Below are 21,962 nucleotides of genomic sequence, written 5' to 3'. Positions count from 1 at the left end.
CGCCGCGCCCTCGCGCGCCCGGCCACGCGGACGGGAGGGCGCGCAGACTCTCCTAGACTGGAGCGGTGGCAGATCCAGCGAGCTACCGTCCCAGCACAGGGGACATCCCCACCGACCCTGGCGTCTACCGCTTCCGGGACCCGCATGGGCGGGTCATCTATGTCGGCAAGGCCAAGAACCTCCGCCAGCGACTGACCTCCTACTTCGCCCGGCCGGCGACGCTCCTGCCCAAGACCTATGCGATGGTCCACACGGCCGCGAGCGTGGAGTGGACGGTGGTCGGGAGCGAGCTCGAGGCCCTCCAGCTCGAGTACACCTGGATCAAGGAGTTCCGGCCCCGCTACAACCTCGCCTTCCGTGACGACAAGACGTACCCGTACCTCGCGGTCACGATGGGGGAGAAGTACCCCCGGGTCATGGTCATGCGCGGCGAGCGGCGCAAGGGCACCCGCTACTTCGGGCCCTACACGGCCGGCGCCATCCGCGAGACCATGGACACCCTCCTGCGCGTCTTCCCGGTGCGGTCGTGCAGCGCGGGCGTCTTCCGCCGTGCCGAGCAGAGCGGACGCCCGTGCCTGCTCGGCTACATCGACAAGTGCTCCGCCCCGTGCGTGGGCCGCATCAGCGAGGAGGACCACCGGGCCCTCGCCGACGACTTCTGCGCGTTCATGGGCGGCGAGGCCCGGCGCTTCATCACCGGCCTCGAACGGAAGATGGCGGACGCGGTCGCCGACCTCGACTACGAGAACGCCGCGCGGCTGCGCGACGACATCGTGGCCATGCGGAAGGTGTTCGAGCGCAATGCCGTGGTCCTCTCCGAGGAGACCGACGCGGACGTCTTCGCCGTCGAGGAGGACGAGCTCGAGGCCGCCGTGCAGGTGTTCCACGTCCGCGGCGGCCGCATCCGCGGCCAGCGCGGGTGGATCGTGGAGAAGGTCGAGGACACCACCCCCGAGGCCCTCGTGGGGCACCTGCTCCAGCAGGTCTACGGGGACGAGGAGCAGACCAACGGGAGGCTCCCGCGCGAGGTGCTCGTCCCCGTCATGCCCGAGGACGCCGACGAGCTCGGCCTCTGGCTCACGGGCCTGCGCGGCGCCCGCGTCGAGGTCCGGGTGCCGCAGCGGGGCGACAAGGCCGCCCTGCTGGGGACCGTGCACGAGAACGCGGTCCAGGCCCTGCGGCTGCACAAGAGCCGCCGCGCGGGGGACATCACGACCCGCTCCCTCGCCCTCCAGGAGCTCCAGGAGGCCCTCGAGCTGCCCGAGCCGCCGCTGCGCATCGAGTCCTTCGACATCTCCCACGTCCAGGGCACCAACGTCGTGGCCTCGATGGTCGTGGTCGAGGACGGGCTGACGAAGAAGAGCGAGTACCGCAAGTTCACGATCACGGGCGAGGCCGCCCGTGACGACACGGCGGCGATGCACGACGTCCTGACCCGCCGCTTCCGCAACTACCTCGCCGAGCGCGAGCGGCCGGTCGAGGAGAGGGACAGCGGCAAGTTCGCCTACCCGCCCAACCTGGTCGTGGTGGACGGCGGGCAGCCCCAGGTCACGGCCGCGGTCCGGGCCCTCGCCGAGCTCGGCATCGGGGACGAGGTCCGCGTGGTGGGCCTCGCCAAGCGGCTCGAGGAGGTCTGGCTCCCGGAGGGCGACTTCCCCGTCATCCTGCCCAGGGCCTCGCAGGGCCTGTACCTGCTCCAGCGCATCCGCGACGAGGCGCACCGCTTCGCCATCACGTTCCACCGGCAGCGGCGCGCGAAGTCGATGACCGCGTCGATCCTCGACGAGGTCCCCGGGCTCGGCCCCGCCCGGCAGAAGGCCGTGCTGGCCCACTTCGGCTCGCTCAAGCGCCTCCGCGCAGCGTCGGTGACCGAGATCACGGAGGTGAACGGGGTGGGCCCGTCCCTCGCGGCGGCCATCCACGCCCGCCTCCACGGCGTGGAGCAGCCGGCGCCCGCGGTCAACTACGCCACCGGCGAAATCGTGGAGTCTTAGCTAGGCTGGCACCATGACGGAGACGAGCGCGGCCGAGGCCGGCCACGAGACAGACCTGACCCCGGTCAGGCCGCCCGCGTCCGAGCTGCTCATCGTCACGGGCATGTCCGGCGCGGGCCGCAGCACCGCGGCGAACGCCCTCGAGGACCACGGATGGTACGTCGTGGAGAACCTCCCGCCGCAGCTGCTAGGCACCCTCTCCGACCTCGTGCGCCACTCGCCGGACCGGATCCCCAAGCTCGCCGTCGTCATGGACGTGCGCAGCAAGGCGCTCTTCGCCGACATCCGCGACGCCCTCGCCCAGCTCGCCTCGAGCGGCACGGAGTACCGCATGCTGTTCCTCGACGCGAGCGACGACGTGCTCATCCGCCGCTTCGAGCAGGGGCGCCGCCCCCACCCCCTCCAGGAGGGCGGGCGCATCTCGGACGGCATCGCCGAGGAGCGGACCCTCCTGCGCGAGCTCCGGGACCACGCGACGATCGTCCTCGACACGTCCGACTTCAACGTGCACGGCCTCGCGACGGCCATCACGGAGCTCTTCTCGGAGAAGGGCCCGGTGACGGTCCGGCTGAACGTCATGAGCTTCGGCTTCAAGTACGGGCTCCCGGCCGACGCCAACTTCGTCGCCGACGTGCGCTTCCTCCCCAACCCGCACTGGGTGCCCCAGCTGCGCCCGCACACCGGCCTCGACCCGGACGTGCGGGACTACGTGCTCGTGGCCAACGGGGCGCAGGAGTTCGTCGAGCGGTACGTGAACGCCCTCGAGCCCGTGCTGGCGGGCTACCGCCGCGAGAACAAGCACTATGCCACGATCGCCATCGGCTGCACCGGCGGCAAGCACCGCTCGGTGGCGGTCGCCGAGGAGATCTCCAAGCGCCTCGCGCAGCAGCCCCGGGTCACAGTCACCACGGCGCACCGGGACCTCGGCCGCGAGTGAGCACGCTCTTCACGGGGCCGCTGCCCCTCATCCGCCCCGGCGCGGGCACCGACGGCGGCAAGCCCAAGGGCCCCTCCGTCGTCGCCCTCGGGGGCGGCCACGGCCTCGCCGCCTCGCTGTCCGCCCTGCGCCTGCTCACCACGGAGCTCACCGCCGTCGTCACCGTCGCGGACGACGGCGGGTCCTCCGGCCGCCTCCGGGCCGACTTCGGCGTCCTCCCCCCGGGCGACCTCCGGATGGCGCTGGCCGCCCTGTGCGACGACACCGACTGGGGGAGGACCTGGCGGGACGTCATGCAGCACCGGTTCCGTTCCCCGGCGGGCACGAGCGGCCTCGACAACCACGCCATGGGCAATCTGCTCATCGTCACCCTGTGGGAGCTGCTGGGGGACGTCGTCGACGGCCTGCGCTGGGCCGGGGCCCTGCTCGGTGCCCGGGGCCAGGTGCTGCCGATGTCCCGGGTGCCCCTGACCATCGAGGGCGACGTCGTCGTCACCGGCGGGGGCGCCCATGGCGGCCCGGCGCGGGTGGAGACCATCCGCGGGCAGGCGGCCTGCGCGGTGGCCGGGCGCCTCGAGGACGTGCGGCTCGAGCCGGACGACGCCCCGGCCTGCCCCGAGACCCTCAGCGCGATCGAGCTCGCCGACTGGGTCGTGCTCGGCCCGGGCTCCTGGTACACCTCGGTCCTGCCGCACCTGCTCCTGCCGCAGCTGCGCCAGGCCCTCGTCGACACCCCGGCCCGCCGCTGCCTGACCATGAACCTCGCGGTCGACACCAAGGAGACCTCGGGCATGAGCGCGGCCGACCACCTCCGCGCCCTCCAGCGGGTCGCCCCCGGGTTCCGGGTCGACGCCGTGATCGCGGACCATGCCTCCGTGTCGGACCGCGCCGAGTTCGAGCGGGTCGCCGCCGAGCTCGGAGCGCAGGTCCTCTTCGATAGAGTGAGGTCTTCCGGCCGACGGCCGGTGCACGACGCGCTCCGGCTGGCCGGTGCGTACCATGAGGTCTTCACCGCGGGCGGGACCCCCGCGGCGGGACGTTGAGCGTGGGTCCGGTGCGGGCGCCGCGGGAGCAGGAAGGACAGCCATGGCATTGACCCAGAGCGTCAAGGACGAGCTGTCGCGGCTGACGGTCAAGAAGTCCTCCGAGCGCAAGGCGGAGGTCTCGGCCATGCTGCGCTTCGCCGGCGGCCTCCACATCATCTCGGGGCGGATCGTCATCGAGGCCGAGGTGGACCTCGCCGCCACGGCGCGCCGGCTCCGGGCCGCCATCGCCGAGGTCTACGGGCACCCCAGCGAGATCATCGTCGTCTCCGGAGGCGGGCTCCGGCGCGGGAGCCGGTATGTGGTGCGGGTGGTGCGCGACGGCGAGGCCCTCGCCCGCCAGACCGGGCTCCTCGACAACCGCGGCCGCCCGGTCCGCGGCCTGCCGTCCACGGTCGTCAACGGCTCCGCCGCGGACGCGGAGGCAGTCTGGCGCGGGGCCTTCCTCGCCCACGGATCGCTCACCGAGCCCGGCCGCTCGAGCTCCCTCGAGGTCACCTGCCCGGGCCCCGAAGCCGCGCTCGCCCTCGTGGGTGCCGCCCGCAGGCTGGGGATCGCGGCGAAGGCGCGCGAGGTGCGCGGGGTGGACCGCGTCGTCGTGCGCGACGGCGACGCGATCGCCGCGCTGCTGACGCGCATGGGCGCCCACGACGCGCTCATGGCCTGGGAGGAGCGGCGCATGCGCAAGGAGGTGCGGGCGACGGCGAACCGGCTGGCCAACTTCGACGACGCCAACCTGCGCCGGTCGGCCCAGGCCGCCGTGGCGGCCGGCGCCCGCGTGGAGCGGGCCCTGGAGATCCTCGGTACCGACGTCCCGGAGCATCTCCGCTACGCCGGCGAGCTGCGTGTGGCCCACAAGCAGGCGAGCCTCGACGAGCTGGGCCGGCTCGCGGACCCGCCCATGACGAAGGACGCCATCGCGGGCCGGATCCGCCGCCTCCTGGCCATGGCGGACAAGAAGGCCGCCGAGGAGGGCGTCCCCGGGACCGAGGCCAATGTGACGCCGGAGATGCTCGACGGTTGACCGTCCCCGGTCGCGGGTACCGCAATGATCGGTATCCCATCCGGCGCATCTGCTTAGGATGGAGCCGTCACCAGCCCGCGTGCCGCGACCAGCGCGCGCGGGGAGCCAACCGATGGAGGATGTTGTGACCTACGTACTGCCCGAGCTCCCGTACGACTACGCCGCCCTCGAGCCGCACATCTCGGCCCGGATCATGGAGCTCCACCACGACAAGCACCACGCGGCCTACGTCGCCGGTGCCAACACGGCCCTCGAGAAGATGGCCGAGGCGCGGTCGAACGGCGACGGCGCGGCCGCTGCCAAGCTCTCGAAGGACCTCCAGTTCAACCTCGGCGGCCACCTCAACCACTCGATCTTCTGGAACAACCTCTCCCCGGACGGCGGCGACAAGCCCGAGGGCGAGCTGGCCTCCGCGGTCGACGAGTTCTTCGGCTCGTTCGACGCCTTCCGCAGCCACTTCACGGCGGCCGCCACGACCATCCAGGGCTCGGGCTGGGCCATCCTCGCCTACGAGCCCATCGGCGGGAACCTGGTCATCGAGCAGATGTACGACCAGCAGAACGGCGTTCCGGTCGCGACGACCCCGCTCCTCCAGCTCGACATGTGGGAGCACGCGTTCTACCTCGACTACCAGAACGTCAAGGCGGACTACGTCAAGGCCTTCTGGAACATCGTCAACTGGGCCGACGTGGCCCGCCGCTTCGAGGCCGCCCGCGCCGGCGCCAAGGGCCTCATCACCTTCTCCTGACTGGAGACCTGCGTCACATTTTGTGACTTTCAGTGCGAAAGGGTCCGTCTGTTCCCGGACGGGCCCTTTCGCCGTAGGATGGGGAGCGGAAAGGCCCGCGCGGCCTTTCAGCCATGACAATGGAGACTCGGGCTGTCGGCCTTTCCCTGTGCAAATCTCTGCCCAACGACGTGCGGTGACCGTCTAACAGTTCGAGCAGTCTTCGCGGATGCTCGACTGAGCATCAAGGAGATCGACCAGAGTGACCACTCGAATTGGCATCAACGGCTTCGGCCGCATCGGGCGCAACTTCTTCCGCGCAGCTCTCTCCCAGGGCGCAGACCTCGAGATCGTGGCCGTCAACGACCTGACGAGCCCCGAGACCCTCGCCCACCTGCTCAAGTACGACTCGATCACCGGCCGCCTCTCCGAGTCCGTGGAGGTCCGCGAGGGGATCATCGTCGTCGGCGGCAAGGAGATCAAGGTGCTGGCCGAGCGCGACCCGGCCAACCTGCCGTGGGGCGAGCTCGGCGTGGACATCGTCATCGAGTCCACCGGCTTCTTCACGAAGGCCGAGGGCGCCAAGAAGCACCTCGCCGCGGGCGCGAAGAAGGTCATCATCTCGGCCCCCGCCACGGACGAGGACGTCACGATCGTCATGGGCGTCAACGACGCGATCTACGATCCGGCCAACCACAACATCATCTCCAACGCGTCCTGCACCACGAACTGCCTCGGCCCGCTGGCCAAGGCCATCAACGACGCGTTCGGGATCGAGCGGGGCCTCATGACCACGGTCCACGCCTACACCGCGGACCAGAACCTCCAGGACGGCCCGCACCGCGACCTCCGCCGTGCCCGCGCCGCCGCGATCAACATGGTCCCCACCTCGACCGGCGCGGCGAAGGCCATCGGCCTGGTCCTGCCCGAGCTCAAGGGCAAGCTCGACGGCTACGCCATCCGCGTGCCCGTCCCCACCGGCTCCGCCACCGACCTGACCGTCACGGTCTCCCGCGAGGTCACCAAGGACGAGGTCAACGCAGCGGTCAAGGCCGCGTCCGAGTCCGGCCCGCTCGCGGGCTTCCTCACCTATACGGAGGACCCGATCGTGTCCTCCGACATCGTCGGGGACCCGGCGTCGTCGATCTTCGACTCCGGCCTCACCAAGGTGATCGGCAACCAGGTCAAGGTCGTCTCGTGGTACGACAACGAGTGGGGCTACTCGAACCGCCTCGTGGACCTGACCGAGCTCGTCGCGTCCAAGCTCTGACCCGCGCCGTAACGCACGGAGAACTCGGATAGCCTGAGTCCATGACTGCACGCACTCTCGACGACCTGCTCGCCGATGGTGTCCGTGGGCGGCACGTTCTGGTCCGTTCGGATCTGAACGTGCCGCTCGACGGTTCCACCGTCACCGACGACGGACGCGTCCGCGCCTCCCTGCCCGTGATCCAGAAGCTTGCCGAAGCCGGGGCCCGCGTCCTGGTGATGGCCCATCTGGGCCGGCCCAAGGGCGCCCCGGACCCCAAGTACACGATCAAGCCCGCCGCCGACCGCCTGGCGGAGCTCGCCGCGGCCGCCGGCGTCACCGTGCTGCGCGCCGAGGACACGGTGGGGGACAGCGCCAAGGCGCTCGCCGGCTCGCTCGAGGACGGACAGGTGCTCGTCCTCGAGAACGTCCGCTTCGATCCCCGTGAGACGAGCAAGGACGACGCCGAGCGCGCCGCCTTCGCCCGCGAGCTCGCCTCCCTCACCGGAGACAACGGTGCCTACGTGGACGACGCCTTCGGCGCCGTGCACCGCAAGCACGCCTCTGTGTACGACATCGCGGGCGTCCTGCCCGCCTACCTCGGCGAGCTCGTCCGGACCGAGGTCGAGGTGCTCCGCCGCCTCACCGACGGCGCCGAGCGGCCCTACGTCGTGGTCCTGGGCGGCTCCAAGGTCTCCGACAAGCTCGCCGTCATCGCCAACCTCATCGGCAAGGCGGACAAGCTCCTGGTCGGCGGCGGCATGCTCTTCACCTTCCTCGCGGCCCAGGGGCACAAGGTCGGTGCGAGCCTGCTCGAGCAGGACCAGATCGCCACGGTGCAGGACTACCTCTCGCGCGCCGCGGCCGCCGGCACCGAGTTCGTGCTTCCGACGGACGTGGTGGTGGCCTCGAAGTTCGGAGCCGACGCCGACCACGAGGTCGCCGCGGCCGACGCGATCGAGGACACGTCCTTCGGCGCCGCCGGCATCGGCCTCGACATCGGGCCCGACACCGCCGCGGCGTTCGCCCAGGAGATCGCCGCGGCGAAGACCGTGTTCTGGAACGGCCCGATGGGCGTGTTCGAGTTCCCGGCCTTCGCGGCGGGCACCAAGGCCGTCGCCCAGGGCCTCGTCGACGCAACGGCGGCCGGCGCCCTGACCGTCGTCGGCGGCGGCGACTCCGCGGCGGCCGTCCGCACGCTCGGCTTCGACGATGCCCAGTTCGGGCACATCTCGACCGGCGGCGGCGCGAGCCTCGAGTACCTCGAGGGCAAGGAGCTCCCCGGCCTGACCGCCCTCGGAGCCTGAGCCCCCGGCCCCGCCGCCGCCCGGCGGCGGGGCCTCCCTGTGCCCACCCCACCACCTCGTCAGGAGCCACCCGTGACCACCTCCGCGAACGGCACGTTCGAGCGCACCCCCCTCATCGCCGGCAACTGGAAGATGAACATGGACCACGTCCAGGCCATCACCCTCCTCCAGAAGCTCGCCTGGACCCTGGACGACGCGAAGCACGACTACGCGCGGGTCGAGGTCGCGGTGTTCCCGCCGTTCACCGACCTCCGCGGCGTCCAGACCCTCGTGGCCGGCGACGACCTCGCCATCGCCTACGGCGGCCAGGACCTCTCCCAGTTCGACTCGGGCGCCTACACCGGCGACATCAGCGGCGCCTTCCTGGCCAAGCTCGGATGCCGCTACGTCCTCGTGGGCCACTCCGAGCGGCGCACCGTGCATGGCGAGTCGGACGAGGTCCTGGGCGCGAAGGTCAAGGCGGCGTACAGGCACGGGCTCGTCCCGATCCTGTGCGTCGGCGAGGGGCTCGAGGTGCGCCAGGCGGGCACACACGTCGAGCACACCCTGGCCCAGCTCCGGGCCGACGTCGAGGGCCTCACGGCCGAGCAGGCCGCCCAGCTGGTCGTCGCCTACGAGCCGGTGTGGGCCATCGGCACCGGCGAGGTCGCCGGCCCCGGCGACGCGCAGGAGATGTGCGCGGCCCTGCGCGCCGAGCTCGCCGTGCTGTTCGGCGACGAGGCGGCGCGCGCCACGCGCCTCCTGTACGGGGGATCGGTCAAGGCGGCCAACGCCGCGGCCATCCTCGCCGAGCAGGACGTCGACGGCGTGCTCGTGGGCGGTGCGAGCCTGGACGTCGCCGAATTTGCTAGCATTGTCAGGTTCGAGAGCCACGCGGGCGCCTAGCAGCGTCGGCATCGCCGCGACCACGTACGAGAGCTGACGGAAGGCCACGAGGCAAACCTGTGGAAGTACTCCAGATCATCCTGCAGATCATCCTGGGCATCACGAGCCTCCTGCTCACCATGCTGATCCTCATGCACAAGGGCCGCGGCGGCGGCCTGTCGGACATGTTCGGTGGCGGCATGTCCTCCGGCCTGGCGTCCTCCGGCGTCGCCGAGAGGAACCTCAACCGCTTCACGATCATCCTGGGGATCACCTGGGGCGTGGTGATCATCGCCCTCGGGCTCATCATGCGCTTCTCCAGCACCGGGGCGTCCTGACTCGGGCAGCGCGCCTTCCCAGCACGACGAGGCCGGGACCAGCATCCGCTGGTCCCGGCCTCGTCGTATCAGGTCACCGGGCCGCCCGGCCGCGCGCAGCTACGCCGACGCCGGCTCCTTGCGGACCAGTTCCTGGGGCACCTTCGCGGCGGCCGCGGCGTCGATGAGCCAGAGCGTGCGCGTCCGGCCCCTCGCTCCCGCGGCCGGCACGTGCACGGCGCCCGCCCCGGCCAGGGCAAGGCCCACGGCGCCGGCCTTGTCCTCGCCGGCCACGAGCATCCACACCTCGTCCGCGGACTTGATCGCCGGCAGCGTCAGCGAGATGCGGGACGGCGGCGGCTTGGGCGCGTTCTCGACGCCGACCACCGTGCGCTCGGTCTCCCGGATCCCCGCCATCTCGGGGAAGAGGGAGGCCACGTGTGCGTCGGGCCCCACCCCGAGGAGCAGCACGTCGAAGCGGGGCACCCCGCGGACGCCGCCCGGCAGCTCGGACTCGTGCTCGGCGGACGCGGCCTCGGCCAGCCTGCGGGCGTAGTCCGCCGCGGCGTCGTCGGCCGTCGCGAAGTCTCCCGCCGCGCCGGGGCGGTGCACGCGCGCGGGGTCCAGCGCCAGCCGCCCCAGGAGCGCCTCGTCGGCCTGGACGGTGTTGCGGTCCGGGGAGTCGGCCTCGACGAAGCGCTCGTCGCCCCACCACACGTTGACCTTCGACCAGTCGACGGCGCGGCATGCCGGCGAATCGGCGACGGCGCGCAGGGTGCCGATGCCCATCGTCCCGCCGGTGAGCACGATCGTCGCCTCGCCGTACCGGTCCTGGGTGTCCACGAGCTTCGTGATCAGCCGGGCCGCGATGGCGGCCAGCAGCACGGAGGAGTCGGGATGGATGCTCACACGGGGATCAGCGCTCACTCGGCTGCACACTCCTCAGGTTCGTGCGCGGCAGGCCGGAGGTGAGGACTTCGCCGAAGACCTCGTCCGGGTCGAGCCTGCGCAGCTCTTCGGTGAGGCAGTCTTGCAGACTGCGCCGTGGCAGGGCAATGCGCTGCGTGGGCTGGTCGGGCTGGGTGAGCTCCGCGACCGTGAACCCCGGGCGGTGCAGCTGGATGTCCCCGGTGGAGCGCCGGAGGCGGACCCGCCGGATGCCGGTGCCCGCCGGATCGGCCACGATCGTCACGGGGCTGTCGAGGGTGAGCCCGAGCCACGCGGCGAGCAGCACGGTGCTGGGCGAGTCCGAGGCACCCTCGACCGTGACGGCGGTGACCGGCTCGGGGTCGACCTGGTCCAGCGCGGCGGCCAGCTGGATGCGCCAGTTCGTCAGGCGCGTCCAGGCGAGGTCCGTGTCCCCGGGACGGTACGTCTGGCGCAGGTGGAAGAGCGCCGCGGTGGGGTCGGGCTCGTTGCCCGAGTCCGTGATGCGGCGGTGGGCGATGCAGCCGATCGAGGTGGCGCTCGCGTTGTCCGGGGCGCCGTGCGGCCACCAGGCGACGATCGGCGCGTCCGGCAGGAGCAGCGCCGCGACGAGCGACTCGCTCTCCTCTGCGAGCCGGCCGTAGCCGCGCAGCACGATCACCTCCGAGGCGCCGGCGTCCCCGCCGACCCGGATCTGCCCGTCGATGCGGTCCGCCGCGTCCTGGCCCGAGTCGACGAGCACGATGATGCGGCAGGGGTGCTCCCGGCTGGCCTGGTTGGCGGCCTCGATCGCCTCCTCCTCGAACCCGTGCTTGGTGATGACCACGAGCGTGAGGACGCGCCCGAGGGCGACGACGCCGCCCCGGTGGCGCAGGTTGGTGATCTCCTTGGAGATCCTCGAGGTCGTGGTGTTCGGCAGGTCGATGATCATGGTCGCCTCCAGGTGCGTCCGTCGCGGGCGAGGAGCTCGTCGGCGCTGCGGGGGCCCCAGCTGCCCGGCTCGTACGGTTCGGGCTGCTCGCCCGTGCTGGCCCAGTGCTCCTCGTACGGGTCGAGGATCTTCCAGGACAGCTCCACCTCCTGGTGCCGGGGGAACAGCGGGGGCTCGCCGAGGAGGACATCGAGGATCAGGCGCTCGTAGGCCTCGGGGGAGGACTCGGTGAAGGAGTGCCCGTAGCCGAAGTCCATGCTCACGTCGCGGACCTCCATCTGCGTGCCCGGGACCTTGGAGCCGAACCGGATCGTCGCGCCCTCGTCGGGCTGGACCCGGATCACCACGGCGTTCTGCCCGAACTCGGCCTCCTCCTGGTCCTGGAACAGCAGGTTGGGGGCGCGCTTGAACACGACGGCGATCTCGGTCACGCGGCGGCCGAGCCGCTTGCCCGCGCGCAGGTAGAACGGGACGCCCGCCCAGCGGCGGGTGTGGATGTCCACGCGGATCGCGGCGTAGGTCTCCGTGGTTGAGTCGGCGGGGATGCCGTCCTCCTCGAGGTAGCCCTTGACGAGCTCGCCGCCCTGCCACCCGCCCAGGTACTGGCCCCGGGCCGAATGGGTCGAGAGGTCCTCGGGCAGCCGCACCGCGGCGAGGACCTTCTCCTTCTCGGCGCGCAGGTCGTCCGCGTTGAAGGAGATCGGCTCCTCCATGGCGGTCAGCGCAAGGAGCTGGAGGAGGTGGTTCTGGATGACGTCGCGGGCCGCGCCGACGCCGTCGTAGTAGCCCGCGCGGCCGCCGGTGCCGATGTCCTCGGCCATGGTGATCTGCACGTGGTCCACGTAGTTGGCGTTCCAGATGGGCTCGAACAGCATGTTCGCGAACCGCAGCGCGAGGATGTTCTGGACCGTCTCCTTGCCGAGGTAGTGGTCGATGCGGAAGACGGCATCCGGCGGGAAGACGGACTCCACGATGTCGTTCAGGGCGCGGGCCGAGGCCAGGTCATGCCCGAACGGCTTCTCGATGACGACCCTGCGCCACTTCCCCTCCTCGGGCTGGGCGAGGCCGTGGTCGGAGAGCTGCCGGCACACCTGCTCGAACGCCTTGGGGGGAATCGAGAGGTAGAACGCATGATTGCCCCGGGTGCCCCGCTTCGCGTCGAGCTCCTCGAGGGTGGTCTTGAGGTTCTCGAACGCCTCGTCGTCGTCGAACGAGCCCTGGACGAAACGGACGCCCTCATTCAGCTGTGCCCAGACGGTCTCGTCGAACGGAGTGCGGGCGTACTGCTTGACGGACGCCTTGACCTCCTCCGCGAAGTCCTCGTGCTCCCACTCGCGGCGGGCGAAGCCCACGAGGGCGAAGCTCGGGGGCAGGAGGCCGCGGTTGGCGAGGTCGTACACCGCGGGCATGAGCTTCTTGCGCGCGAGGTCGCCGGTCACCCCGAAGAGCACGAGGGACGAGGGCCCTGCGATGCGGTTCAGGCGCCGGTCGCGCGGGTCGCGCAGCGGATTCGAGCGCCGCTTCGTCCCGGTCGCGCCGTTGTCGTTCTCTGGCATGATGCCTTTCTAGTCCATCGGAGGCGGTCCGCGCAGCGGACACGAGCGGCCGACCCGGTGCGTCCGGGCCGGCCGCTCGTGGGCGTCAGCGCGCGAGCGCCGAGATGAGACCGGTCAGCTGCGCGACGCCTGCCGCGCGGTCGGTGAGGTGGAGCTGCAGCACGGGCCGCCCGTGGTCGCGCAGCACCTGCGCGTCGCCGGCGGCCTGCGCGGCGATGAGCCGCCCGAAGGTGAAGGGGCGCTCGGGGATCTCGACGTCGTGCTCGGCGTCGGCGGTGATCTGGAGGAAGACGCCGACGGCGGGCCCACCCTTGTGGAACTGCCCCGTCGAGTGCAGGAAGCGCGGGCCCCAGCCGAACGTCGTCGGGCGTCCGGCGGCCGCGGCGAGCTCATCGCGGACCGACTCGAGCTTCGGGTAGGCGAGCCGGTCGAGGTAGGCCTGCACGCTCAGGTAGCCCGCGGGGCCGAGCTGGGACAGCAGCACTTTGAGCGCCTCCTCGACGGTCGAGGCACCCTCGAGCCAGTCGCCGCCGCGCACCTCGATCGCGCCCTCGGTGAAGAGCGCGGGCGTGGGCTCCGGCTGGGCGTCCAGGAGTCCCCGTGCCGCGGCCTTGGCCGCCTCGACGTCGGGCTGGTCGAACGGGTTGATGCCGAGCAGGCGCCCGGCCACGGCGGTCGCGAACTCCCAGACGAGCATCTGCGTCGCGAGCGAGCCGCCGACCGCCGCCTCGTTGGCCCCGAGCGAGGGCTCCCCGTCGGCGGAGACCAGCCGGACGACGAGCACGTCCTCCGCTCCCGAGGTGACCTCGGGCGCGTCCGCGCCGGCGACCACTGGGAGGACGCCGCGGCCGATCTTGCCGGTCGACTCGGCGATGAGCTGCTCCGCCCAGTCCGCGAAGCCGGCGATGCCGGAGCCGTCCTCGACGATCACGATCTTGTCCCGCAGGGGAGCCGTGCCGCCGAGGGCCGCGCCGAGCTGCAGGCCGATGTTGTCCTCCGAGTCGTCCCGCAGGAGCTCCGCCGCTTCCTCGGCCTCGTCGAGGAGGGCCTGGAGGTCGACGCCTGCGAGCCCCGCCGGGACCAGGCCGAAGGCGGTCAGTGCCGAGTAGCGGCCGCCGACGGTCGGGTCGGCCTTGAACACGGCCCGGTACCCGGCCTCGCGGGAGGCGCTCTCGAGCGGCGAGCCGGGATCGGTCACGACCACGATGCGGGAGGCCGCGTCGATGCCGGCCGCCGTGAACGCCGCCTCGAAGGCCCGGCGCTGCGAGTCGGTCTCGACCGTGGAGCCGGACTTGGACGAGACGACGATGGCGGTGTTCTCGAGGCGCTCGGCGAGAGCCGCGGCGACCTGCTCGGGATCGGTCGAGTCGAGGACCACGAGGGGGACCCCCGCCGTGCCCGCGATCACCTCGGGCGCCAGGGAGGAGCCGCCCATGCCGCACAGGACGATCCGGTCCACGCCCTCGGAGCGAAACGCGTCGCGCAGCGCGGTGATCTCGGCGACGAGGGGCTGGGAGACCGTGGCGGCCTCCGTCCACCCCAGGCGCTTGCCCGACTCCTCTTCCGCATCCGGGCCCCACAGGGTGGCGTCCTTGGCGAAGATGCGGCTGGCCACGGCGTCGGCCGCCAGCCGGGGGACGTGCGCGTCGACGGCCGTCCGGGCAGCGCCCGTCGCCTCGAAGGTCAGCGCGCTCATGCGCGGGCTCCGTGCGCCGTCTCGGAGAGGGTGCGCTCGACGTCGGCGAGGAGGTCGTTCCAGGAGGCGACGAACTTGTCCAGGCCCTCGGACTCGAGGACGGCGACGACGTCGTTGTAGTCGATGCCGAGCTCGGCGAGGGCATCGAGGTGGGCGTTGGCCTCGGCGTAGGTGCCGGTCACGGTGTCCCCGGTGACCTCGGCGTGGTCGAAGGTCGCCTCGAGGGTCTTCTCGGGCATCGTGTTGACCACGCCCGGGGCGACGAGGCCCGTGACGTACAGGGTGTCGGGCAGGGCCGGGTCCTTGACCCCGGTCGAGGCCCACAGCGGGCGCTGCGGGAGGGCACCGGCGTCGGCGAGGAGCTTCCACCGCTCGGTGGTGAACTCCTCCTCGTAGATCTGGTACGCGAGGCGGGCGTTGGCGAGCCCGGCCTTGCCCTTGAGGGCGGTGGCCTGCTCGGTGCCGACCTTCTCGAGGCGCTTGTCGATCTCGGTGTCCACGCGGGAGACGAAGAACGAGGCGACCGAGTGGATCTGGGACAGGTCGTGCCCCGCAGCCTTGGCCTTCTCGAGGCCGGTCATGAACGCGTTGATGACGGCGCGGTAGCGGGTGAGGGAGAAGATCAGGGTCACGTTGACGCTGATGCCCTCGGCGAGCGTGGCGGAGATGGCCTCGAGGCCCTCGAGCGTCGCCGGGATCTTGATGTGCACGTTCGGCTCGGCGACCTTGGCGTGCAGACGCTTGGCCTCGGCGATCGTGGCGGCGGTGTCCCACGCCAGACGCGGGTCGACCTCGATGGAGACCCGGCCGTCGACGCCGCGGGTGGCCTCGGCGACGGGGGCGAAGAGCCGGCAGGCGTCCGAGACGTCGGCCGTGGTGATCTCGAAGACGGTCTTCTCGGCGTCGGCACCCTCCGCGACGAGCTCGCGCAGCTGGGCGTCGTAGCCGTGGCCCTTGGTGATCGCGGCCTGGAAGATCGTCGGGTTGGTGGTCACGCCCACCACGTTCTTCTCGGAGATGAGCGCTGCCAGCGAGCCGTCCTGGAGGCGGAGCCGGGAGAGGTCATCGAGCCAGATGGACACGCCCGCGTCGGAGAGGGCCTGGGTAGGGGTAGTCATGTGAGGTGCTCCTCGGGGGATCAGGCCGCGGCGGCGATGGAGTCCTTGGCGGCGGCGGTGACCGCTTCGGCGGTGATGCCGAACTCGGTGAAGAGGGTCTTGTAGTCGGCGGAGGCACCGTAGTGCTCGAGGCTGACCGAGCGGCCGGCGTCGCCGACGAAGCGGTGCCAGGTCAGGGCCAGGCCGGCCTCGACCGAGACGCGCGCCCGGACGGCGGCGGGCAGCACGGACTCGCGGTACTGGGCGTCCTGGGCGTCGAACCACTCCACGCACGGCATCGAGACCACCCGGGCCGCAATGCCCTCGGCGGCCAGCGCCTCGCGGGCGGCGACGGCGAGCTGGACCTCGGAGCCGGTCGCGATGAGGATGACGTCCGGGGCGACGTCGGCACCGTCGCGCTGGGCCTCGGCGAGGACGTAGCCGCCCTTGGAGACGTTCGCGGCCGAGGCGAAGCCGCCCTGGCCCGATCCGTTCTCGCCGCGCTCCCACGTGGGGAGGTTCTGGCGGGTCAGCACGATCCCGGCCGGGCGGTCGGTGTGCTCGAGGATGGCCTTCCAGGCCTGGGCGGTCTCGTTCGCGTCGGCGGGGCGGACCACATCCAGGCCCGGGATGGCGCGCAGGGAGGCGAGCTGCTCGACCGGCTGGTGGGTGGGGCCGTCCTCGCCCAGGCCGATCGAGTCGTGCGTCCACACGTAGGTGGACGGGATCCCCATGAGCGCCGAGAGGCGGATCGCCGGGCGCTGGTAGTCCGAGAAGATCAGGAACGTCCCGGAGAACGCCCGGGTCCTGCCGCCGAGGGTGATGCCGTTGACGATCGCGGCGGCCGCGTGCTCGCGGATGCCGAAGTGGAGCACGCGCCCGTACGGGTTGCCCTCCCAGGCGTGGGTCGAGCGGGAGGCCGGGATGAACGAGGGCGAGCCCTCGATCGTGGTGTTGTTCGACTCGGCCAGGTCGGCGGACCCGCCCCACAGCTCGGGGAGGACGGGGCCGATCGCGTTGAGGACCTTGCCCGAGGCGGCGCGGGTGGAGACGTCCTTGCCGGCCGGGAACTCCGGCAGCGACTCGTCCCAGCCCTCGGGCAGGCGCCGCGCCTGGATCCGCTCGTGCAGCTTCGCGGCGTCGGGGTTGGCGGCCTTCCACGCGTCGAAGGACTCCTGCCAGGCGGCCTTGGCCTGCTCGCCGCGCTCGACGGCCCTGCGGGTGTGCTCGAGGACCTCGGGGTCGACGTCGAAGGACTTCTCCGGGTCGAAGCCGAGGATCTCCTTCAGGGCCGCGACCTCCTCGGCGCCCAGGGCCGAGCCGTGGACCTTGCCGGTGTTCTGCTTGGTCGGGGCAGGCCAGCCGATGACGGTGCGCAGCGAGATGATCGAGGGCCGGCCGGTCTCGGCCTTGGCCGCGACGAGGGCGTCGTAGAGGGCGGGGACGTCCTCCTTGTACTCGCCCGTCGCGGTCCAGTCGACGCGCTGGGTGTGCCATCCGTAGGCCTCGTACCGCTTGAGGACGTCCTCGGTGAAGGCGACGTCGGTGTCGTCCTCGATGGAGATGTGGTTCTCGTCGTAGATCACCACGAGGTTGCCCAGCTCCTGGTGGCCGGCCAGCGAGGACGCCTCGGAGGTCACGCCCTCCTGCATGTCGCCGTCGGAGGCGATGACCCACACCGTGTGGTCGAACGGGGACTCGCCGGTGGGCGCCTGCGGGTCGTAGAGGCCCCGCTCGCGGCGGCCGGAGTAGGCGAACCCGACCGAGGAGGCCAGGCCCTGCCCGAGCGGGCCAGTGGTGATCTCCACGCCCTTGGTGTGCCCGTACTCCGGGTGGCCGGGGGTCAGCGAGCCCCACGTGCGCAGCGACTCGAGGTCCTTCAGCTCGAGGCCGTAGCCGGCCAGGTACAGCTGGATGTACAGCGTCAGGGAGGAGTGCCCGGGGGAGAGGATGAACCGGTCGCGGCCGATCCACGTCGGATCCGCCGGATCGTGGCGCATGAGCTTCTGGAACAGCAGGTATGCGGCCGGTGCCAGGCTCATCGCCGTGCCGGGGTGGCCGTTGCCCACCTTCTGCACCGCGTCCGCCGCGAGCACGCGGATCGTGTCGACGGCCTTGCGGTCCAGGTCGGTCCACGTCAGTTCTTGCACATCCACAGCAGGCACGTACACGGCCCCTCTCCATTGCTGGCGGCAGGGAGCCTACGGGGCACGCGAATGGTGGGCCCTGCAATGCATCCTGCCAGCCGTTCACCATCGAAACGTTTGTCGGTGTCTGCCTACTGCCCTCATGCGCCTTTCCCTACACATATCCGGCCACCGGTCTGGCTGGCATATCGTCACGGGGCGCGTCCCAGCAGCAGGGCATCCAGCATTCATACTATCCACGGGTCGTGGCCGGGGGAGAGGTGTTTCAGGAAATTGCCACCGATATTCCACTGTGTGAACGCTCCGCGCCCACGCGGGGCCGCACGCCCGGGGGAGCACGGAGCCAGCCGGGGCGCGCACGGGCGGCGGGTATCATGGAGGCGGTCCCCGAGCACCCCTTGCGGGGGCCGACGATCCCGAGTAGAAGAGTCGCGCATCCGTGAGCACAGCAGACGCACCCGCCACCGCACCGTCCAGGCCAGCGAAGCTCGGCCTGCGCCGCAAGATCAAGGCGTACGTCGCCCTCACCAAACCCCGCGTCATCGAGCTGCTGCTCGTGAGCACGCTGCCGACCATGATCTACGCCGAACGCGGCTTCCCCTCGCTCGGGCTCATCATCGCCACCCTGGTGGGAGGGGCGTTCGCCGCGGGCAGCGCCGGCGCCTTCAACTGCTACATCGACCGGGACATCGACCGCCTCATGCGGCGGACTGAGAACCGCCCGCTCGTGACCGGAGAGGTGACGCCGCGGGAGGCGCTCGTCTTCTCCTGGGTCCTCGGCATCGCCTCGCTCGCGATCCTGTGGTTCGGCGCCAACCCGCTCTCGGCGGTCCTCGGCGCCGGCGCGATCTTCTTCTACGTGGTGGTCTACACGCTGGTCCTCAAGCGCAGGACCGCCCAGAACATCGTCTGGGGCGGGGCCGCGGGCTGCTTCCCCGTGCTCATCGCATGGTCCGCCGTCACCGACACCATCGAGTGGCCGGCCGTCATCCTCTTCCTCGTGATCTTCCTGTGGACCCCTCCGCACTACTGGCCGCTGTCCATGCGGTACGGCGAGGACTACCGCAACGCGCAGGTGCCCATGCTGGGCGCCGTCGCGGGTGCCAAGATCGTCGCCGTGCAGGTGGTCCTGTACGCCTGGGCCATGGTGATGGCCTCGCTGCTGCTCGTCCCGCTCGGCCACGCCGGCTGGGTCTACACCCTTACCGCCGTCGCCTCCGGTGCGTGGTTCCTGTACGAGTCGCACGCCCTCTACGCCCGCGCCCAGCGCGAGGAGATCCAGGACAAGAAGGCCATGAAGGTCTTCCACGGCTCCATCAGCTACCTCACGCTGCTCTTCCTCGCGCTCGCCGTCGACCCGTTCGTGGGAGGCCCGCTCCTCGGCTGAGCCAGCCGGCGCCTTCGGACACCGCCGAGCACGTTCAGAACACGGAAGAGGCCCGCAGCACGGATGCTGCGGGCCTCTTCCGTGTCGCCGCTGCGCCCGCCTACGCCTTGGGGCTGTACCGCGCGACGTCGGCGGCGTTGACCGCGGCCGCCATGAGGAGCGCCGAGACGAGCATGTGCGCTGCGACGAGGAGGGCAGGGATGCCCGTGTAGTACTGGGTGATCCCGAGCGCCGCCTGCAGGACCGTCAGGCCGAGGAGCGCGAGCGCCCCGTTGCGGAAGGTGCCGCGGATCCGCCGGGAGAGGGCGACGACGACGGCGAAGAGGGCGCCGAACAGGACGAGGTAGGCGGGAACGGCGTGGATGTGGGAGAAGAGGTCCCAGTCGAGCCCGTTGCGCGGCGCGTTGGCGTCACCGGCGTGCGGGCCGGCACCGGTGACGGTCACGCCCAGGACCACGGCCGCGGCGGCGGCCACGGTCGTGGCGAGCATGGCCGGCGCCACGGAGCCGGGCAGCGCGGGGTGCACCCGGTCCATGAAGCGGCCGGTGCGCCCGTAGGCCCGGTTCACGAGGAGCATCGACAGCACCACGAGGGCCATCGAGACGAGGAAGTGCAGCCCCACCACCCACGGATTCAGATGCGTGAGCACCGTGATCCCTCCGATGACCGCCTGCGCGGGGACGCTCGCGAGGAGCCCGAGGGCGAGCCAGAACAGGTCCCTGCGCTCCTTGCGCAGGTTCCACAGCATCACGAGCATGACGACGGCGACCGCGATGAGCGCGAAGGTCAGCAGGCGGTTGCCGAACTCGATGATCCCGTGCATCCCCATCTCCGGGGTGGTGGTGATCGACTGGGCGGTGCAGCGGGGCCACGTGGGGCAGCCGAGCCCGGAGGAGGTGAGCCGCACCGCGCCGCCGGTGAGGATGAGCACGATCTGACCGACGAGGGAGGCGATCGCCATGGCGCGGATGCGGCCGTCCACCTCCCGGGGCAGCCTGGCGGTGAGGCGGGTGAGTGCGGTGTCTGTCATGGTTTTCAGCTCCATCGGAACCAGCGGGTGGCGGCGGCGCCGGCGAGCACGGCCCACGCGAGGAGCACGGCGGCGGCAGGGACATTCAGGGAGCCTTCGAGGAAGGCCGAGCGCACGGCGTCGCCGAGCGCTCCGGAGGGGAGGAAGCCGACCACGGGGGCCAGCGCGGCGGGCACCCGCTGGACGGGCAGGACGATCCCGCCCAGGACGCCGAGGAGGATCCAGACGAGGTTCGTGACCGCGAGGGTTGCCTCCGGCCGGGCCGTGCCCGCGATGAGCAGGCCGAGCGCGGTGAAGGCGGCCGCGCCGAGGGCCAGGAGCGGCAGCCCGAGGAGGAGTCCGAGGGCTCCCGGCCGCCAGCCGAGGGCGAGCGCGACGCCGCCGATGACGACGACCTGGACGGCGAGGACCACGAGGACTGCGAGGACCTTGCCGGCAATGAGGCCGCCGCGGCCCAGCGGCGTGGTCGAGAGGAAACGGAGCACGCCGTAGCGGCGGTCGAATCCGGTCGCGATGCCCTGGCCGGTGAACCCGACGCTCATGGTGCACAGGGCAAGCACGCCGGGCGCGGCGACCGCGATCCGGCTCGGCCCCAGCCCGTCGAGCACCGGGGTGACCGTGAGGCCCACGAGCGCGAGCAGCGGGAGGACGATCATGAGCGTCAGCTGCTCGCCGTTGCGCAGCATCGCACCCGTCTCGTACCGGCCCTGCTGCCACACGCGGCGCGCGAGCCCCGCTGCGGCGCTCACGCGGCCCTCCCGTCGGGCCGGGCGCCCTCGTCCTCGGCGGCCGACTCGGCGGCGATCGAGAGGAAGACGTCCTGGAGGTTGGCGGTGCCGAGCTCGAGCGACTGCGGCATGATGTCCCGCGCGTGCAGCCACTGCGCGACGGCGAGGAGGTCCGCGGGGGTGAGCTCGCCGTCGACCGTATAGTGGCCGGCCGAGGCCTCGGCGACCGCGACGTCGGTACCCCGGCCCGTGCGGCCGGCGAACGCCTCCGCGAGGTCGAGCCCGGGCCGTGCCCTCAGCGTGAGCCGCGAGCGCGTGCCCTCGCGGCCGGCCAGGATCTCGCCGACGGTCCCGCTCGTGACCACCCGGCCGCGGTCGAGGATGTGGACCACGTCGGCGAGCCGCTCGGCGTCGTCCAGGAGATGCGTCGTGAGGATGACGCCGAGCCCGTCCCGGCGCAGCTCGTCGATGAGGTCCACCACGAGCTGGCGCGACTGCGGGTCGAGGCCGGCGCTGGGCTCGTCGAGGAAGACGACCTCCGGCCGTCCGATGAGCGCGGCGGCGAGGGCGACCCGCTGCTTCTGCCCGCCGGAGAGCCGCCGGACCGTGGTGGAGGCGAACTCGTGGATCCCGAGCCGCTCCGCGAGTTCGTCGACGGGGCGGGGGTCCGTGTACATGCCGGCGACGTGCGCGAGCAGGGCCAGGGGCCGCGCGGCGGGGGGCAGGCCCCCTTCCTGCAGCATGATGCCCACGCGGGCGCGCAGCTCCGCGCCGGCCCTCTCGGGGTCCTCGCCGAGGAGGCGGACGACGCCGGCGGTGCGCCGTTGGAGGCCCTGCGCGCACTCGAGGGTGGTGGTCTTCCCGGCGCCGTTGACGCCGAGGATCACGGTGATCTCACCGGCGTTCGCCGTGAGGTCGACCCCTGCCAGCACCCTCTTCATGCGTCCTTCGAGAGAGGGGAGCGGGCCGACGTCCTTCACCAGGCCTTCTATCTCGAGGCA

At 71.7% G+C, this 21,962-nt stretch carries 19 protein-coding genes; 10 read left to right on the top strand and 9 right to left on the bottom strand.

Annotated elements, in window-relative coordinates; genetic code table 11:
• Window positions 1–65 precede the first annotated feature (65 nt).
• The 9 genes from uvrC to secG all read left to right on the top strand — a co-directional run bounded on the left by uvrC (window position 66) and on the right by secG (window position 9,483).
• Window positions 66–1,994: an excinuclease ABC subunit UvrC gene (gene uvrC / locus J2W20_RS09025; protein WP_307006195.1), complete on the top strand. Its 1,929-nt coding sequence runs from the start codon at window positions 66–68 to the stop codon at window positions 1,992–1,994.
• 13 nt (window positions 1,995–2,007) lie between these two features.
• On the top strand, window positions 2,008–2,931 hold the full coding sequence (rapZ, locus tag J2W20_RS09020) for an RNase adapter RapZ (protein WP_307006194.1): 924 nt from the start codon (window positions 2,008–2,010) through the stop codon (window positions 2,929–2,931).
• On the top strand, window positions 2,928–3,974 hold the full coding sequence (locus J2W20_RS09015; protein ID WP_307006193.1) for a gluconeogenesis factor YvcK family protein: 1,047 nt from the start codon (window positions 2,928–2,930) through the stop codon (window positions 3,972–3,974). Before rapZ ends, J2W20_RS09015 begins: the two co-directional genes overlap by 4 nt.
• 43 nt (window positions 3,975–4,017) lie before the next feature.
• On the top strand, window positions 4,018–4,998 hold the full coding sequence (gene whiA, locus J2W20_RS09010) for a DNA-binding protein WhiA (protein WP_307006192.1): 981 nt from the start codon (window positions 4,018–4,020) through the stop codon (window positions 4,996–4,998).
• A gap of 124 nt (window positions 4,999–5,122) precedes the next feature.
• Window positions 5,123–5,746, top strand: coding sequence for a superoxide dismutase (locus J2W20_RS09005; RefSeq protein ID WP_373457990.1), 624 nt, complete (start codon window positions 5,123–5,125; stop codon window positions 5,744–5,746).
• 241 nt (window positions 5,747–5,987) lie between these two features.
• Window positions 5,988–6,995: a type I glyceraldehyde-3-phosphate dehydrogenase gene (gap, locus tag J2W20_RS09000; RefSeq protein ID WP_307006189.1), complete on the top strand. Its 1,008-nt coding sequence runs from the start codon at window positions 5,988–5,990 to the stop codon at window positions 6,993–6,995.
• A 41-nt stretch (window positions 6,996–7,036) separates the two neighbouring features.
• On the top strand, window positions 7,037–8,281 hold the full coding sequence (locus tag J2W20_RS08995) for a phosphoglycerate kinase (protein WP_307006188.1): 1,245 nt from the start codon (window positions 7,037–7,039) through the stop codon (window positions 8,279–8,281).
• Window positions 8,282–8,353: 72 nt separating this feature from the next.
• Window positions 8,354–9,166, top strand: coding sequence for a triose-phosphate isomerase (gene tpiA / locus J2W20_RS08990; protein ID WP_307006187.1), 813 nt, complete (start codon window positions 8,354–8,356; stop codon window positions 9,164–9,166).
• A 59-nt stretch (window positions 9,167–9,225) separates the two neighbouring features.
• Window positions 9,226–9,483 carry a preprotein translocase subunit SecG gene (gene secG / locus J2W20_RS08985; protein ID WP_307006185.1) on the top strand — a complete coding sequence of 86 codons (258 nt, stop codon included), beginning with the start codon at window positions 9,226–9,228 and terminating at the stop codon, window positions 9,481–9,483.
• 99 nt (window positions 9,484–9,582) lie between these two features.
• Here secG and pgl read toward each other — a convergent pair whose 3' ends face one another.
• The 6 genes from pgl to tkt form a co-directional block, all read right to left on the bottom strand.
• The gene (gene pgl, locus J2W20_RS08980) at window positions 9,583–10,389 is read right to left on the bottom strand and encodes a 6-phosphogluconolactonase (protein ID WP_307006184.1); all 807 of its coding nucleotides are present in this window, start codon (window positions 10,387–10,389) and stop codon (window positions 9,583–9,585) included.
• On the bottom strand, window positions 10,379–11,320 hold the full coding sequence (locus J2W20_RS08975) for a glucose-6-phosphate dehydrogenase assembly protein OpcA (RefSeq protein WP_307006182.1): 942 nt from the start codon (window positions 11,318–11,320) through the stop codon (window positions 10,379–10,381). The genes pgl and J2W20_RS08975 overlap by 11 nt, the downstream gene beginning before the upstream one ends.
• Complete coding sequence (gene zwf / locus J2W20_RS08970; RefSeq protein ID WP_307006181.1) at window positions 11,317–12,876, bottom strand: glucose-6-phosphate dehydrogenase; 1,560 nt, start codon at window positions 12,874–12,876, stop codon at window positions 11,317–11,319. Before zwf ends, J2W20_RS08975 begins: the two co-directional genes overlap by 4 nt.
• Window positions 12,877–12,961: 85 nt before the next feature.
• Window positions 12,962–14,572, bottom strand: coding sequence for a glucose-6-phosphate isomerase (locus J2W20_RS08965; protein WP_307006180.1), 1,611 nt, complete (start codon window positions 14,570–14,572; stop codon window positions 12,962–12,964).
• Window positions 14,569–15,690: a transaldolase gene (tal, locus tag J2W20_RS08960; RefSeq protein ID WP_307006179.1), complete on the bottom strand. Its 1,122-nt coding sequence runs from the start codon at window positions 15,688–15,690 to the stop codon at window positions 14,569–14,571. The genes J2W20_RS08965 and tal overlap by 4 nt, the downstream gene beginning before the upstream one ends.
• 20 nt (window positions 15,691–15,710) lie before the next feature.
• The gene (gene tkt / locus J2W20_RS08955; RefSeq protein ID WP_307006371.1) at window positions 15,711–17,825 is read right to left on the bottom strand and encodes a transketolase; all 2,115 of its coding nucleotides are present in this window, start codon (window positions 17,823–17,825) and stop codon (window positions 15,711–15,713) included.
• Window positions 17,826–18,255: 430 nt separating this feature from the next.
• Between tkt and J2W20_RS08950 the strand changes: the two genes are divergently transcribed.
• Window positions 18,256–19,203: a heme o synthase gene (locus J2W20_RS08950; RefSeq protein WP_307006178.1), complete on the top strand. Its 948-nt coding sequence runs from the start codon at window positions 18,256–18,258 to the stop codon at window positions 19,201–19,203.
• Window positions 19,204–19,303: 100 nt separating this feature from the next.
• On the opposite strand, the gene J2W20_RS08945 is transcribed toward J2W20_RS08950, so the two are convergent.
• Genes J2W20_RS08945 through J2W20_RS08935 form a run of 3 tightly spaced genes read right to left on the bottom strand, consistent with a single transcriptional unit; the run spans window position 19,304 to window position 21,902 of the window.
• A complete protein-coding gene (locus tag J2W20_RS08945; RefSeq protein ID WP_307006177.1) occupies window positions 19,304–20,233 on the bottom strand; it encodes a COX15/CtaA family protein in 930 nt (309 codons plus the stop codon).
• Between the two features lie 5 nt (window positions 20,234–20,238).
• Complete coding sequence (locus J2W20_RS08940; RefSeq protein WP_307006176.1) at window positions 20,239–20,982, bottom strand: ABC transporter permease; 744 nt, start codon at window positions 20,980–20,982, stop codon at window positions 20,239–20,241.
• Window positions 20,979–21,902 (bottom strand): ABC transporter ATP-binding protein, encoded by a 924-nt coding sequence (locus tag J2W20_RS08935; protein WP_307006175.1) that lies wholly within the window; start codon window positions 21,900–21,902, stop codon window positions 20,979–20,981. Before J2W20_RS08935 ends, J2W20_RS08940 begins: the two co-directional genes overlap by 4 nt.
• Between the last annotated feature and the right edge of the window lie 60 nt (window positions 21,903–21,962).

The organism is Sinomonas atrocyanea, from assembly GCF_030812675.1.
GTDB lineage: Bacteria > Actinomycetota > Actinomycetes > Actinomycetales > Micrococcaceae > Sinomonas > Sinomonas atrocyanea_B.
This window is presented reverse-complemented; position numbering and strand designations above follow the sequence as displayed.

Bases quoted from the DNA above. Each gene is read 5' to 3' on its own strand.
- J2W20_RS08965 (WP_307006180.1), bottom strand. From the start codon at position 14,572: ATGAGCGCGCTGACCTTCGAGGCGACGGGCGCTGCCCGGACGGCCGTC.
- J2W20_RS08975 (WP_307006182.1), bottom strand. From the start codon at position 11,320: ATGATCATCGACCTGCCGAACACCACGACCTCGAGGATCTCCAAGGAG.
- rapZ (WP_307006194.1), top strand. From the start codon at position 2,008: ATGACGGAGACGAGCGCGGCCGAGGCCGGCCACGAGACAGACCTGACC.
- J2W20_RS08935 (WP_307006175.1), bottom strand. From the start codon at position 21,902: ATGAAGAGGGTGCTGGCAGGGGTCGACCTCACGGCGAACGCCGGTGAG.
- J2W20_RS08945 (WP_307006177.1), bottom strand. From the start codon at position 20,233: ATGACAGACACCGCACTCACCCGCCTCACCGCCAGGCTGCCCCGGGAG.
- zwf (WP_307006181.1), bottom strand. From the start codon at position 12,876: ATGCCAGAGAACGACAACGGCGCGACCGGGACGAAGCGGCGCTCGAAT.
- tal (WP_307006179.1), bottom strand. From the start codon at position 15,690: ATGACTACCCCTACCCAGGCCCTCTCCGACGCGGGCGTGTCCATCTGG.
- whiA (WP_307006192.1), top strand. From the start codon at position 4,018: ATGGCATTGACCCAGAGCGTCAAGGACGAGCTGTCGCGGCTGACGGTC.
- J2W20_RS08995 (WP_307006188.1), top strand. From the start codon at position 7,037: ATGACTGCACGCACTCTCGACGACCTGCTCGCCGATGGTGTCCGTGGG.